We start from the raw sequence: 12632 nt of genomic DNA on the forward strand, positions 1-12632 counted from the left end.
AGCCATAGAGCGTTCTTTGCGCGTGCAGATGGACTGACGCCGTCACATTCGCATTGCAGAATTCAGGCGGTCGATCATCGTGAGTGCGTGCTGCTTTTTGTCGAGATTGTACGTCTCGGTTTCAGATATAGCGCGCTGCGCATCTTGCCAAGTGTCGGATAGAGATTTGGCTCGCGCGAGATCGCCGGCAACGGCAGACGAACTTGCAGCGTCCGACAACAATTCGAGAGCGTGGCGGTTGAAGGTCGCAAAGGGGATCGCCTGATCGCGGCCAGCTACCGTCTCCGCCAATCTGTGGGCATTGGCGATATCCATCCTGCCCGCGGAAACCAGCTTCTCAAGCGCGGCGGCGATTTCGAGACCGCCATATTGGGTGAGCAGGATCGCGGCGCGGGCGCTGCCCCCTGCCCGTTCGGCGAGCGCGGTGCGCTGGGCGGCATCATCAGGGCTTGCCTGGCCGATCGTGGCGAGCACGGTCATGAGGTCGTACTCTTCAAGCGGTGCGAGCCTGAGCACCTGGCAGCGCGAGCGGATGGTTGGTAAAAGGCTGCCCGGCGCATGAACAACGAGAATGAAAACCGTGCGCGCAGGCGGCTCTTCAAGATTCTTCAATAAGGCATTGGCAGCATTGGTATTCATGTCGTCCGCAGGATCGACGATCACCACCCTGTAGCCACCGTCGTGCGAGGTCATCGACAGGAACTGCCCGACCTTTCGGATCTCGTCGACCGTCACCACGCTCTTGAATGCCTTCGTGCGGTCATTCATCGGCCGAGTGAGATGCAGCACCGAGGGGTGAGCGCCCATGGCGACCTGTCGGAAAAGCCCTGACGCGGGATCGGGAACGGCCAGTGTTTCCGGCGCCAGCCTGGCGTCAGGGTGTTTCAGCACGTGATGCGCAAGATGAAAAGCAAGCGTGGCCTTGCCGATGCCTGCCGGCCCGCACAACATCAATGCGTGCGGAAGCTTGCCTGCTTTGTAGGCCAAGGCCAATGTTGTCGCGACTTCCCCGTGCCCGATCAGGCGCGGGTTCTCCGCAGGCTCCGGAACATCATCCAGCGTGTCGTGCTGTTCGGGCGCCAGCCGCTCGAAACTCATGCCGGTGCCTTGTGATTGGCCTTGGTTGGCCTGGACTTGTGCAGCATCGCGAAAACGGCATCCGTCACCGCATGTTCGACGGCATTGGCATCTCCGGAAGCATCGATGACCACGCAGCGTTTGGGTTCGGCCTTGGCGATGGCCAGATAGGCGTCGCGGCGCTGCTGATGGATGGCCAGCGTTTCCTTCTCGAACCGGTCAGGCGTTTCGCCGGGATTGCGGCGTGCCGTTGCGCGGCGCAGCCCCTCTTGCGGATCTATGTCGAGGATCAGTGTCAGGGCCGGCACCATGCCGTTGATGGCGACACGCTGCAGCGTGTCGATGAAGGCCGGGTCGAGGCCGCCGGTGGCGCCCTGGTAGACCCGGGAGGAATCGATGAAACGGTCGCACAGCACGATCGCGCCACGCTCCACGGCTGGCCGGATCACCTGCTCGACGTGATCCGAGCGTGCAGCGGCAAACAGCAGCGCCTCCATCTTCGGTCCAAAGGATTCCGCCGCGCCGGACAGCAGCACGTGCCGGATGGCTTCCGCGCCTGGCGAACCGCCTGGTTCGCGGGTGACCAGGACATCATATTTCTTGCCGCGAAGCCGCTCAGCCAGCCGCTTGATCTGCGTCGACTTGCCGGCGCCCTCGCCGCCTTCGAAAGTGATGAAATATCCGTTCGCCAAACACTGCGCCTCGGTTATGGCCCCGACATCAAACATAGGTGTCCTATGCCGCCGCGGCGAGAGGACTAGGGCATCCTGCCGATCACACCCTCATAGTGCGGGCCGGCAGCAAGGTCCACAACTGACACGCAAAAGCGTGCACAAGAATTGGTGTGGATGCCCGTGATTTCATCCACACAACTAGCGCAGCCAGCCAACCGCAAGCTCCTTGACGGCGTCCGCCGCGCGGCGCGGCAACGAACCCACTTCCACCGTTTCGGCCGCGAACACCGGCTTTTCCTGGCTTAGCGTATCGCCGATCCAGACGCGCAGCGTGCCAACGGGCTGACCGGCCTCGACAGGTGCCGGCAGCGGGCCATTGTAGACGATACGCGCGGTGACCTTGTCACGGTTGGCGATGGGCAACAGGAGATCGATCGGTCCATCGGCTTTCAGCGCCACACCCGATTTGGCGCCACCGAACACGTCCGCCTCCCCTACGATCTCGTCCTTGGCGAAAACTTCCGTCTTCTCGAAGGAACGCAGGCCCCATTCCAGCAGCTTGCGGGATTCCTCGGAGCGTTCGCGATCATTAGCCAAGCCGCTCATGGCGGCAATCACCCGCCTGCCGCCCTGGGTGAGTGCTCCGACGATGGCAAAACCATCCTGTTCGCTGGCGCCGACCGCCAGCCCCTCGGCACCGGCATCCATGGCCAACAGAGGATTGCGGTTGCGCTGGGTGATCTTGTTCCAGGTGAAGTCCTTCAGGGCGAAATAGGGATAGAATTGCGGATATTCCCGCGACAGACGCAAAGCCAGTTGGGTCATTTCGCGCACGGTCGTTTTCTGCCCGTCCGCAGGTAAGCCGGTGGCGTTGACGAAGGTCGAGATCGGCATGCCGATCTCTCTCGCGCGCTCATTCATCTGGAGCGCAAAATTTCCTTCGGAGCCGGCAAATCCTTCCGCAATGATGATGCAGCCGTCATTGGCGGCCTGCACGGCAATGCCCTTCATCAGATCCTCGAGCCGGATCACCGATTTGAGTGCGGCGAACATGGTTGACGTGCCGGATGGCGCGCCACCCTTGCGCCAGGCGTTTTCGCTGACCACGAAAGTGTCATTGAGCGTCATGCGGCCGCTTTTCACGGCATTGAAGGCCATTTCCAACGTCATCAGCTTGGCGAGCGACGCGGGCTGGATCGGCTTGTCGGCCTGTTTGGCAAAAAGCACCGTGCCGGTTTCGGCGTCGATCATGAATGCTGTCGCCGCCTTGGTCTCGAACAACTGCGCGACTGCCGGAAAAGCCGACAGCATGAGCAGGACAGAGCCGATCAAGGCGATCAAAGGGGAGAAAAAACGAGATTTGGCAATCATATTGGGACGTTATCAGGATCGCCCACAACGGATCAATCGTGCTGTACGGCAGATGGATTGCGGACGATGCCCTGCCTGTTCAATCGCGAACGGCGAAAGCGTCCGGCGCGCCGTGGCTCCAGGCTGCTTCCAGCATGTTGTCGAGGCTCATGCGGCCGTCCTGGTAGAGATTGACCGAAAACCAGTCCTTGCCGTCAAGCTTGGCCTGGTCGATCTCGACGCGCCCATAAGCCGTCAGCGCGGCCGCCACCTGCTTTGCTTCCGCAGCATCGTCGAAAGTGCCTGCGGCGACATAGTCGTCGGATGGATCCTCCGGCTGTTTCCAGTTGCCCATGGCAGCTGCCGGCCCCTCCAGCGCTGCGAAGGCAGCGGCGGAGCGCTCCGTGCGCTCTGCCGCATAGTTGAGGCTCGCCATTTCAAATGTCAGTTTCGGGCTCCCGGCGATATCGGGCCGTACCGGCGCGATGGGGCCGAAATCCGGCAGCACGACACTGTCGGCGCTGACGGGTTGTGCTGCCGGGAAAGGTTCGGGCGTTGATGTCGAATCCGTCAACTGGCCAGGAAACGGAATGGCGGCACTGGCACGCGCCGGCATGCTCGGCATCGAGCCGTTCATGGCGACCATCACGCCGGTCGGCAGCCCGTCGGACGGATCGGGCAGCTTGTTGCCCGGATGATAGGACGCCACGAGATAGGAATCGTCGTTGCCTTCGAGCGGCGCACGGCCGACATAATCGACCTTGACCCGCGCCGTGCCGATTTTCGAATAACCCAGCATGTCAGCTGCGCGCTTCGACAAATCGATCAGGCGGCCCTCGTGATACGGGCCACGGTCGTTGACGCGCACGATAACCGAGCTGCCATTGTCGAGATTGGTAACGCGCGCATAGCTCGGCAAAGGCATGGTGGGATGCGCGCCAGTGAGCTGCGACAGGTCATAGACTTCGCCATTGGCGGTCATGCGGCTGTGGAAAGCCTCGCCGTACCACGACGCGGTTCCGGTCTTGGAGTAGCGTTTCTCTTCCTTCGGGTAATACCACTTGCCGCGCACCTGGTAAGGTTTGCCAAGCTGGTCGCGCCCTCCTCCGCGACGCATGGCGACGCGCGGGCTGGCTTTCACGCCGTAGTCGGATTCCGCAAAATATTCCTTGGAGCGCTTCTTGCTCACCATGCTTTTCGGCTCGGATGACGCGCAAGCGGCGAGAAAACCGACCGAAACGGCCAATAGCGCACAGGTGGAGATACGACGAAAACGCGCCGAACTTGGCATGCTGGAACTGTCCCCTCCGAACAACGGCGACGCTACTCAAACACAGGCGAAGCCGACGCGTTTCGTGTGACAAGCCTGTCCGACGCCCCGATCCCCAGAGCCCCTTTTTGCGCAGGAATTGCTTATCATGCGCTTAACCGACTATGGTCCGAAACCGGCGAGATTGTGGCGGAACGGTGGCTTTGCACAGCGGCGAGCCTACCCGTTAAGCCGCAGCCATCGTGCCCGAGCCGGAAGCGAGTTCATGTGGCGGCCTGAACTCCACGCATCTTCTCGAAGAGGTTCACTGAACACCGATCTCGGGCGAAATGCTTTCCCGCTTCTGACGATCGGCGGCAAGCTGTGGGCCGGGAACCAGCTTATTGGCTTACGAGGTGGATACCGTCGCTTCCCACCCTGTTTCTGCCACCCGTCTTTGCCTTATAAAGTGCTTGATCCGCCCGCTCCAACAGTGTGTTGAAGTTCTCCTCGCCCTTCGCAGTGTATGCCACGCCGACACTGACTGTCACTGCTATCTGTTCGTTGACCCAGGCGACTTTTTTCTCCTCAGTCTTCATCCGGATGTGCTCGGCGAATTTTACTGCCATCTTCAGGTCGACATTGGGAAGAATGACGCAAAACTCTTCCCCGCCCACTCGAGCGGCGACGTCTGAGACGCGGATTCTGGTAGAGAGAATTTCGGCAAAGTGACAGAGGACGAGGTCTCCCGCTGCATGGCCGTAGCTGTCGTTGATCGATTTGAAATGGTCCAGATCGAACAGAAGCGCGGCCGTGCGGGCGTGCGCCGTCGATGAGTAGCGTCCCATCAAGGCTCGGCGGTTGGGGAGCTTCGTCAGAGGGTCCGTCAGTGCCTCCATCCGATGAAAATGTGAAATCCTGGCCTGATTGGCGGCAAGCGACAGTGCGCCGATGCTCACCAAACCAATAATGACCACGATGGAGTTGATGGCTTCTGCCCAGTTTATCGGGAGTTCCGTCAGGGTCCATTTGCGCTGAAGCCCGATCGCCAGAGCGCAAAGAGCAAACGAGATTGCCGTGATGACGTAAAGTATCGCGTCCGCCACCATCACAATCGGCCCTTCCGCGCGGCCAACCCAATATTGCCAACCCGTCAACATCAGCAGGAGCGCGATCCCAAGGTTGGCGACTGCGGCACCGACGCCGGATAATCCCAGTGCAAAAGCGCTGGCCGTCGAGAGAACTCCCAGTCCGGTAGCAATCCAGACCGCTGTCCAGCGGATATTGCCGAGCCGGAACTGCATGGAGCCAGCATAGATGAACCCAAATCCCATAAGAAGCGCGGTGAAGGACGCCATGTGGAGCAAAGGATCGTAGTTGTGACCCACCACACTGATCAGCACGATGCCCAAGACGATGGAACCCAAGCCCAACGACCAGTTGAACAGGAAAGTGTCGCGGCGCGATCCGATCCAAGCCCCGAACAGAGTCGCACACAGCGCACTACAGGCGACGCCTACCGCGAGTAGAAGAGTGACCTGATCGAAAAACATGGGTCTTCAGAATTTCCGTTCAGCCGACTGCGGGTCAAAGATCAAGTATTAGCGGCAAGCTCTCAAATTTCTGTTTCTTCTGACCTTTTTGTCTATCCGTACAATGAAGAGCAATCTCATCCGCAGAACCGCGCTTGTGTATATTGCTCGGGCTACAGCTGCATGAACGAGAGGCTGAAAATCCGCAGCAGAATCGAAACCGACTGCCACACCGACTTCGGCAACGTTCCCTTGTCTTCAGGATCCATCTGGAAGATCGGATTCTCCAGCCCGAGCGCCGCCGCGAGCACATCGCCGAGCTGAACAAGCGTGCGTCCAATCAGAACTGCGCCTCTGGCGTGTCTGCGACGCCGTCGAGCTGGGCGCGGCCGACATGGAAGTCCCGGCTGCTTCAGGCGCTTGTGGGAAATAGTGGTGTAAGCTCAGCGCCCACTCAGGAGCTGAAGTGGCGGAGGGAGTGACCGCCAAACTAACCTATCTATGCCATTGTTATTGCTTGTCATTTTTATAGATGATGCGACAAAATACCCCATAGAATACCCGGGATTGAATCAGGCGGCTTTGGCGATGGGTAACGCAGTCATCCACGCTAGGATTTCCGATTCCATCCACCGCACGCAAGCCTCGCTGAGAACGCGGGGGCGCGGGAATGTGCCGTCTGCCATCTTTCGGTAGATCGTGCTGCTACCAAGGCTCGTCATGTGCATGACTTCCTTTAGCTTCAAAAGCCTTTCAGGCAGGTTGTCATTAGCCGCCTTCAATGTTCCCTCCCCTCATAGATTTCGAGCACAGCCTCAACGAGCCGATCGCGAGTCTCACACATAGCCGGCAGGGTTAGTCGCCTGTCCTTGTGCGCGCCGAGCGCGACGATGTGGCGTCCATCGACCGCGCTGCGCTTAAGCAGACCGTTGCGCACGCGGAAATCACCAATCTCGGCGTCAAAGCTAGCAATGGCGTCCCAGTTCGGACCGGCAGCGATTGCTACCGGCCGAAGTGCCCTAATCTTGATCTCAAAGCCCTGCACGGTCGCACGTCTCGGAAACTGCCGGGTTGACGCCAAGTGTACGATGCAAGCCTTCCGTATCGTCTACGCCGTCATCCATTGCTGCGATGAGGCTATTAGCTTCTGCCACTGCTTCTGCGATTGGCCGACCATTCACTGTTCCGATCTTGAATTCAGCGGGGAAAACGCGCCTTTCGATCTCGCCAGATTTTGCAGCCTCGAACGGGTCGGACCCGATTGGCTTTCCGGTCACATGATCATGCCGACTTACTGGCTTGGGTGCGGGTAGTACACCGCCCATGGCCTCGAACATCTTGACCATCTTTGCGGCTAGGTCGACGGCAAAGGCGCTCTTCAGGTTCCAACCTATTGCATAGACTGCGCCGTGGATCAGTGCGGCCGGTGATTGAGCCCCATAGCCCTTGCCCGGAGTCCACGTGAGTTGCACGCCCCGGATCATCATCTGGAGTTCTGGAATGTAGATTTCGGCTAGCGCAAGGCGATGAACGCCGGACTTGCTGACGGCTCCCCTGAAGAACGTCATGCCGCGAATTTCAGTGTTGAAGATGGTCATGCTGGCACTCCTGATTGGCAAAGCAGGTCGATCCAAGCGCCCCGCTCGTCTGTGATCTTGCTTCTGATCTGCAATGTCTCGGCTGTCCGGGTAATGATGGCCCGCCAGTCGGTTGTTACAGCGGCCGCAGGGCCGCCGTTTCTGATCGTGATGACAATCGGTTGTACGCCAGTGAGGCGGGCTGCGATGATTTCTTCGCTTCCCTTGAGGTAGCGGATCCTCGCCGGCACGATGATGTCGTGCCAAGTGGGAATCTCATTGCCTGCGCCATCGTCTTCCAAGGTGGCATACTGGAGCGTTACGAGTTCCCGAAGTTGCCCCGCCGTCATGCGACCTCCTCATGCAGGAGATCGCGCAGATCGCGGTACTGACGGAGGAAACGAGGATGCTCGTCATCTCTCATGTAACGGCGCCAGCCGGGACCATCAGCGTCAAGGCCGACCATTGCCCAGCCGACCGCATCCATCGCGGCAAGCTGGCGCCTCACTTCGACAGTGCTGCTCATGCTGCGGCCTCATCGATGACGGCCCGATTGTCGTTAGCCCCGCCAAGCACGCCCATATTCAGCGGCTGAACGTAGCTATCGCCATCCGTGATCTTGCCAAGGTTCTCAAAGGCGCGGATTTCGTTGACAGAAAGCCAACCGCCTTCGCGTCCGATCCTGAAAGCATTGTATCGGGTCACAAGATCGCCCCTCAGGAGCGAATTCATGTCGTGCTCAATCAGGAGGGTCTTGCGTGCTTCCGGCGATAGCAGCGATGAATTCAGCGCCTGTTCAATCCGGCGCGCCATCGGCGCTAGGCAGCGCATGACAAGGGCGCGGCTTTCCGCTTCGGCGTTGCTATACGTGCTGTTGTCAGTGATACCAACGATTGAAGGCGGCACGCCATAAACACGGGCGATGTCCAAATTGGTGAGCTTCCGGCTTTCTAGAAACTCACTGTCCTTGGCCGAGAACTGGAAAGTTTCAAACTTAGCGCCGCCGTCCAACACCATGACTTCGTTGGCTTTTAACTGGCCGACAAAGCGTTCTTTGAACTTCTGGATAACACTGTCCTTGCTGCCCGCACCTGTGCCGGTTGCCAGCTTGTCAGGGAACACCAGCGCGCCGGCAGGACGGAAGGCGTTCTCAGCAGCCGCGCCGGCCTGATCCTGTTGCGCAATCGCCAGCCCGAACGTGCCAGCCGCGATCTGGATCGGGGACATGCCAAGCACGCCGTCCGCTGTCCTATAGCGCAGGTGCAGGACTTCCTCTTGCAACAGCGTATCAGTGCCGCCGTTGGCCAGCGCGACCTTGTACCGATGGCGGCCATTCGTCAGAACTTCGACCGTAACCGAACCGGGCATGATCGGATGCAGCGCTACCACTTGTCCTCGGCCGTTACGCTCGATACGGGCATAGCCATTGCCGTGGATCAGGACCGCGGCAAGCATCATCTCGCGGCCTTCAAAGGCGGTCAGCGTCGGGCTGAACTGGTCGTGCAGCACACCGTAAAGCGGGTGATCGGTTGCGGCCTTCCGGTCGCCGTTGTCGCCCTCTCGGTAGACCTTCAAGGGCATCGCGGCCAGGTTCTCGCTGATCGTCTGCACGGCCCTGTGAGCCACGGCCAGCCCGGATGCTTTCTCGATATCCGCACGCGCCGTCCAACGCGCGCCAAGGAACTCGCCAAGGTACGGGTCGGACGTGGCGATGCGCTTTTCTGCGGATTTAAACGGCCACATGCTCAAGCTCCAATCTTGCCAGCCGGCGTGCTTCTGCGGTGCGTTTCTGTTTGGCGCGAGCAGAAACCGACGTGCCGGAATATGCTGGGAAGGACTGCACCACACTGATTTCGTGCAGCACGACATTGCGCAGGGTGCGCCGGTCGCCACGCCATTCGTCGCCGCCATCCGGAACGCTGAAGCCGAAGCTCATACCGCCAAGGTCAGAGCGCGCCGCCATAGCGGCAATGTCGCGGCCAAGGCCGGTGTCAGGCAGATCAACTTCGAATTTCAGCCCACGCTCGTCTTCAGAAAGCCGCAGGGTGCCGGATTTGGTTCGGGCCAGCACCTTGCCGGAGTCGTGGTCGACCAGTGCCAGGATGTCTGACTTGGCGGCTAGGCTGCGCTTGAATGCGCCAACTTCGATAGTCTCAACAAAGTCCGTAATCCGCGCTTCCTGGCCGAAAACCGCAGCGTAGCCGGTCAGCTTCCGCCCTTCGGCGCGAAGCTCCGTAGCTTGTCTCTTTTCCATTAAATGTCTTGTGTCCTGTATGGGGATAGCAACGCATTGACGCCGTACGCGATGGCCGCTGGTGGACGGTCGGTCGCTGCGTCGCGATGCTCATAGAAATGCGAAATCAGCAGGAGGATAGCGTGCCTGACAGGGGTCGGCATGGTGGGGGCGATTGCCACCCCCACCTGCACAACGTAGTCCTGCGCCGCCTCGATCAAGCTGGTCACGTAGGCATCATCCGTGTTGTGGGTGATGCGCAGGTGCGCCTTAGCTTCAGCTAGTGAGACGGCCATGACTTAGGCAACGCCCTTCCAGGAGAAGGCCTCTTCGTGCCGGACGGAAATGTCCGCGTCGAGGAAGGCATGGAGCCAGAGGCCGCCCTTGCTCGCGTCCTTGTACGGGTTCGCCAGAAGATCCACACCCGACCAGTAGGCGAGGATAAGGTTCGACCAGATGCCGTACACGAAAGGATGTTCAGTCGCGACCAGCGGGACATTGTTGGACATCACGTGCGGCTCGCTGTGCAGCGTCGCGCCGATCGGGATCGGCAGCGTAGTGGACGTTTCCTTCAGCTTGCGAAGGATGTTCTGCACATACGAGTCGAACAGGAAGCCGCCCGTGCCATCAACATTGTCGGCCTCGATATCAGCGATCAAGTCGGCCGCGATATCGCTGTAGGCGGTCGAAGCCGTGGCGGACTCCGCAACCAGCGTAGTGATACCGCTCGGCTGGTTTGACGCGCCAGTGCCAGCAATTGCGGCCTTGTCGAGCGCCTGACCTAGCACGAAGGCAAGATCCGAACGCAGGACGTTCTCAAGGGCGACGCTGTTCTGCAGCACCAGTCGGCGCGACAGATACATCTCGCCGGAGACCGTTTTAGGTGCCAGGCTGATCTTGTCGAAGGTCGAGTCTGAAGCCGTGGTCGCGGCGTCTTCCGCGATCCAGTACGCGGACGGGCCGCCAGTCAGCTTAGGCAGGTCCAGATTGCCGGTAAGGCCGGACAGTACGGTTGCGCCAAGGCGCTGCACAGCCATGGTAGGACGCAGCCGGTCGATCATGCCGCCCAGGTTCGTGGCAACAGTGTCGCCTGCCGTGGCCGTGGTCATGGCGCGGGTTTCGCCCAAGATGAGCGAGGTGGGGACCATCACGCCACGAGTTTCGCGGCCCTTGGCCAACTCCGTGTGAACTTCGCGCTCACGGCCGGACAGGTGATCCGGGCCTTCGCGGAGCGCCTTCGTAATCGAGAACTCGCGGGTCTCGGCTTCGAATTTCTGGTCGACAGTTTCCGCTTGCCGTTCGAATTCGGCCAGCTTGACCGCACGTGCAATCTTGGTGTCGAGCGCGCGGACTTCGCCTTCCAGAGTGTCGAACCGCGTAGCCTTTTCGCCGTCGAGGTCGTTGCCAAGCGACTTCATTTCTGCGATTTTGGCTGCACGCTGTTCTTGATATTGATGAACGTTCAAAGTTTGTCCTTTCGAGACAGTTTGTGAATGGGTCGGCTTTTTGCTTTCCAGGGCGAGCCGGCCCGTTTGATTCCCGCAGGTACCTGCGGGTTTTCCCGGAGAAATTCCGGAAAACACGAAAAGCCCGCACGGCAGACGCCGGCAGGCTAAAAATCTCTAGATTGTGAAACTCCCAGCAGCGTTAGCTGCCATCCCCAAATTCATTTCCGGTCCTTTAGTTGGCCGGTTTTCATCCCGCACAGGGCGAGGTCTTTCATGCGGCTTGGCCGCAGTCGAATCGGCAAAAAACCGATTACGATAATAGGATCGCACATCAATGTGTCTTTTTTAGGTCCAAGACACAAGATATGCGGTTCATTCGCATCCGTAATCTATATATAGTGGTCAGCGCCGAAAAATTCCAGCGCCGACCGTAAAATCTTATCCTCGCCGCTCGACCTCAATGTGGCTCATAACGCTGGTGATCGACGGCAGGTCGTCATCAAAGGGTAGCGCGTTTGCCATTTGAGCATTGACCAGATTCTTCCGCACGTCCTGCAATGCGGCATACGCTCCCCGGAACAACCCAACATAGTCATAGCTTCCAGATGTCGACGTAACGTCCCCCTCTAGCTTCTTTAGGAAGAGGTCGCCTCGCTGATGTGCCCGATCAAGATCAACAGCATAGCGGGCCAACATTTCCGGATTCGGGACGATTTCAATAAGTGCTGCGAAGAGTTGTTTGTCTTCGTAACCAGCATAGCGGAATCTATCGTCGGGGACTTCCGCTATTGCCGCCATGAGCGTCGCGACCTTGTATCTCTTTTCAATGTTCATCGCTGCCATTCCTTCAACGCGATAGCTTGAAGTTCGGATCATCCCATGGGGATTTGGCATCCCCTATTTTTCGCTCCGCTAGAACCGCGTCGATAGCCTCAATCGCAAGGTGCAGACGCACCAGTTCCGCCAATTGGTCTTTATGATGCTCACCTTGTACACGATCGGCAGCCTCTCGCCGCATCTTGGCGAGTTGCCCGCGCGTTATTGCAAGTCCCTGTGCCATTTTCCCAAGCCCTTCCTGTTTCAGAGAAATTCTAAATCGTACGCCTCAAACCATTCCTCTTCACCACCGTGGAGGCGGACCGCGTAACGGTCGGCCTCGCCAAGTCGCGATAGCTTGGCGACCACCAACCCGCGAAAACCGGTGTCCAGCACGATGCAAAGCCGACCAATCATTGGATGCCCTCCGCATTCACAGAGGCACAATGATCGGCTTAATAAAATCAGTCAACACATTGTTTTTCATATGCAAACTTGCATATTTTTTCGGGCTGAATATGCAAACTTGCATATTTTTCGGCTTGGTCTTGAACGCCAGCGCTTTCAGCATCATCTTCATATGCAACACGAGTCAGCCGAAGGCGTGGGATCGCCGCACCAGCTGAATTCCAATGGTCTGAAACGATCCCGTTGCTGGTCTTATGCGCGATGTTCG

Annotated in this window: 18 protein-coding genes; 1 reads left to right on the plus strand and 17 read right to left on the minus strand. The window is 59.0% G+C overall.

Annotated elements, in window-relative coordinates:
* Positions 1-42: 42 nt before the first annotated feature.
* The 4 genes from AO692_RS09925 to AO692_RS09940 all read right to left on the minus strand — a co-directional run bounded on the left by AO692_RS09925 (position 43) and on the right by AO692_RS09940 (position 4293).
* Positions 43-1098 carry a DNA polymerase III subunit delta' gene (locus AO692_RS09925; protein ID WP_054309906.1) on the minus strand — a complete coding sequence of 352 codons (1056 nt, stop codon included), beginning with the start codon at positions 1096-1098 and terminating at the stop codon, positions 43-45.
* Positions 1095-1769 carry a dTMP kinase gene (tmk, locus tag AO692_RS09930; RefSeq protein ID WP_054310023.1) on the minus strand — a complete coding sequence of 225 codons (675 nt, stop codon included), beginning with the start codon at positions 1767-1769 and terminating at the stop codon, positions 1095-1097. Before tmk ends, AO692_RS09925 begins: the two co-directional genes overlap by 4 nt.
* A 180-nt stretch (positions 1770-1949) precedes the next feature.
* Complete coding sequence (locus AO692_RS09935) at positions 1950-3122, minus strand: D-alanyl-D-alanine carboxypeptidase family protein (RefSeq protein ID WP_152979780.1); 1173 nt, start codon at positions 3120-3122, stop codon at positions 1950-1952.
* Positions 3123-3201: 79 nt separating this feature from the next.
* A complete protein-coding gene (locus AO692_RS09940) occupies positions 3202-4293 on the minus strand; it encodes a septal ring lytic transglycosylase RlpA family protein (RefSeq protein WP_280138587.1) in 1092 nt (363 codons plus the stop codon).
* Between AO692_RS09940 and AO692_RS33665 the strand changes: the two genes are divergently transcribed.
* Entirely contained in the window at positions 4283-4462 is a 180-nt protein-coding gene (locus tag AO692_RS33665; RefSeq protein ID WP_244483319.1) for a hypothetical protein, read from the plus strand. The genes AO692_RS09940 and AO692_RS33665 overlap by 11 nt on opposite strands.
* 289 nt (positions 4463-4751) lie before the next feature.
* Here the strand turns inward: AO692_RS33665 and AO692_RS09945 are convergent, their stop codons facing one another.
* The 13 genes from AO692_RS09945 to AO692_RS33110 form a co-directional block, all read right to left on the minus strand.
* Entirely contained in the window at positions 4752-5903 is a 1152-nt protein-coding gene (locus AO692_RS09945) for a GGDEF domain-containing protein (protein ID WP_054309908.1), read from the minus strand.
* Positions 5904-6454: 551 nt separating this feature from the next.
* On the minus strand, positions 6455-6664 hold the full coding sequence (locus AO692_RS09950; protein ID WP_054309909.1) for an AlpA family transcriptional regulator: 210 nt from the start codon (positions 6662-6664) through the stop codon (positions 6455-6457).
* Positions 6661-6927: a hypothetical protein gene (locus AO692_RS09955; protein ID WP_054309910.1), complete on the minus strand. Its 267-nt coding sequence runs from the start codon at positions 6925-6927 to the stop codon at positions 6661-6663. The genes AO692_RS09950 and AO692_RS09955 overlap by 4 nt, the downstream gene beginning before the upstream one ends.
* Positions 6914-7480, minus strand: a complete 567-nt coding sequence (locus tag AO692_RS09960) for a hypothetical protein (protein ID WP_054309911.1) — start codon at positions 7478-7480, stop codon at positions 6914-6916. Before AO692_RS09960 ends, AO692_RS09955 begins: the two co-directional genes overlap by 14 nt.
* Entirely contained in the window at positions 7477-7809 is a 333-nt protein-coding gene (locus AO692_RS09965) for a head-tail adaptor protein (RefSeq protein ID WP_054309912.1), read from the minus strand. The genes AO692_RS09960 and AO692_RS09965 overlap by 4 nt, the downstream gene beginning before the upstream one ends.
* Positions 7806-7985 (minus strand): hypothetical protein, encoded by a 180-nt coding sequence (locus AO692_RS09970; protein ID WP_054309913.1) that lies wholly within the window; start codon positions 7983-7985, stop codon positions 7806-7808. The genes AO692_RS09965 and AO692_RS09970 overlap by 4 nt, the downstream gene beginning before the upstream one ends.
* Positions 7982-9202, minus strand: a complete 1221-nt coding sequence (locus AO692_RS09975) for a phage portal protein (RefSeq protein WP_054309914.1) — start codon at positions 9200-9202, stop codon at positions 7982-7984. Before AO692_RS09975 ends, AO692_RS09970 begins: the two co-directional genes overlap by 4 nt.
* Complete coding sequence (locus tag AO692_RS09980; RefSeq protein WP_054309915.1) at positions 9189-9713, minus strand: HK97 family phage prohead protease; 525 nt, start codon at positions 9711-9713, stop codon at positions 9189-9191. The genes AO692_RS09975 and AO692_RS09980 overlap by 14 nt, the downstream gene beginning before the upstream one ends.
* Positions 9713-9988 (minus strand): head-tail connector protein, encoded by a 276-nt coding sequence (locus tag AO692_RS09985; RefSeq protein ID WP_054309916.1) that lies wholly within the window; start codon positions 9986-9988, stop codon positions 9713-9715. Before AO692_RS09985 ends, AO692_RS09980 begins: the two co-directional genes overlap by 1 nt.
* 3 nt (positions 9989-9991) lie before the next feature.
* Complete coding sequence (locus AO692_RS09990; RefSeq protein ID WP_152979781.1) at positions 9992-11275, minus strand: phage major capsid protein; 1284 nt, start codon at positions 11273-11275, stop codon at positions 9992-9994.
* 303 nt (positions 11276-11578) lie between these two features.
* Positions 11579-11974, minus strand: a complete 396-nt coding sequence (locus AO692_RS09995; protein ID WP_152979782.1) for a hypothetical protein — start codon at positions 11972-11974, stop codon at positions 11579-11581.
* Between the two features lie 13 nt (positions 11975-11987).
* On the minus strand, positions 11988-12200 hold the full coding sequence (locus AO692_RS10000) for a hypothetical protein (RefSeq protein WP_054309919.1): 213 nt from the start codon (positions 12198-12200) through the stop codon (positions 11988-11990).
* A 20-nt stretch (positions 12201-12220) separates the two neighbouring features.
* Complete coding sequence (locus tag AO692_RS33110) at positions 12221-12373, minus strand: hypothetical protein (protein WP_161808057.1); 153 nt, start codon at positions 12371-12373, stop codon at positions 12221-12223.
* Positions 12374-12632 lie beyond the last annotated feature (259 nt).

Source organism: Mesorhizobium sp. 1M-11, assembly GCF_001303895.1.
Classification (GTDB): domain Bacteria; phylum Pseudomonadota; class Alphaproteobacteria; order Rhizobiales; family Rhizobiaceae; genus Mesorhizobium.

Coding starts and splice junctions, on each gene's coding strand:
- AO692_RS09940 (WP_280138587.1), bottom strand. CDS start 4,293: ATGGTGAGCAAGAAGCGCTCCAAGGAATATTTTGCGGAATCCGACTAC.
- AO692_RS09960 (WP_054309911.1), bottom strand. CDS start 7,480: ATGACCATCTTCAACACTGAAATTCGCGGCATGACGTTCTTCAGGGGA.
- AO692_RS33110 (WP_161808057.1), bottom strand. CDS start 12,373: ATGATTGGTCGGCTTTGCATCGTGCTGGACACCGGTTTTCGCGGGTTG.
- AO692_RS09975 (WP_054309914.1), bottom strand. CDS start 9,202: ATGTGGCCGTTTAAATCCGCAGAAAAGCGCATCGCCACGTCCGACCCG.
- AO692_RS09935 (WP_152979780.1), bottom strand. CDS start 3,122: ATGATTGCCAAATCTCGTTTTTTCTCCCCTTTGATCGCCTTGATCGGC.
- AO692_RS09980 (WP_054309915.1), bottom strand. CDS start 9,713: ATGGAAAAGAGACAAGCTACGGAGCTTCGCGCCGAAGGGCGGAAGCTG.
- AO692_RS09925 (WP_054309906.1), bottom strand. CDS start 1,098: ATGAGTTTCGAGCGGCTGGCGCCCGAACAGCACGACACGCTGGATGAT.
- AO692_RS09965 (WP_054309912.1), bottom strand. CDS start 7,809: ATGACGGCGGGGCAACTTCGGGAACTCGTAACGCTCCAGTATGCCACC.
- AO692_RS09985 (WP_054309916.1), bottom strand. CDS start 9,988: ATGGCCGTCTCACTAGCTGAAGCTAAGGCGCACCTGCGCATCACCCAC.
- AO692_RS09945 (WP_054309908.1), bottom strand. CDS start 5,903: ATGTTTTTCGATCAGGTCACTCTTCTACTCGCGGTAGGCGTCGCCTGT.
- AO692_RS10000 (WP_054309919.1), bottom strand. CDS start 12,200: ATGGCACAGGGACTTGCAATAACGCGCGGGCAACTCGCCAAGATGCGG.
- AO692_RS09970 (WP_054309913.1), bottom strand. CDS start 7,985: ATGAGCAGCACTGTCGAAGTGAGGCGCCAGCTTGCCGCGATGGATGCG.
- AO692_RS09995 (WP_152979782.1), bottom strand. CDS start 11,974: ATGAACATTGAAAAGAGATACAAGGTCGCGACGCTCATGGCGGCAATA.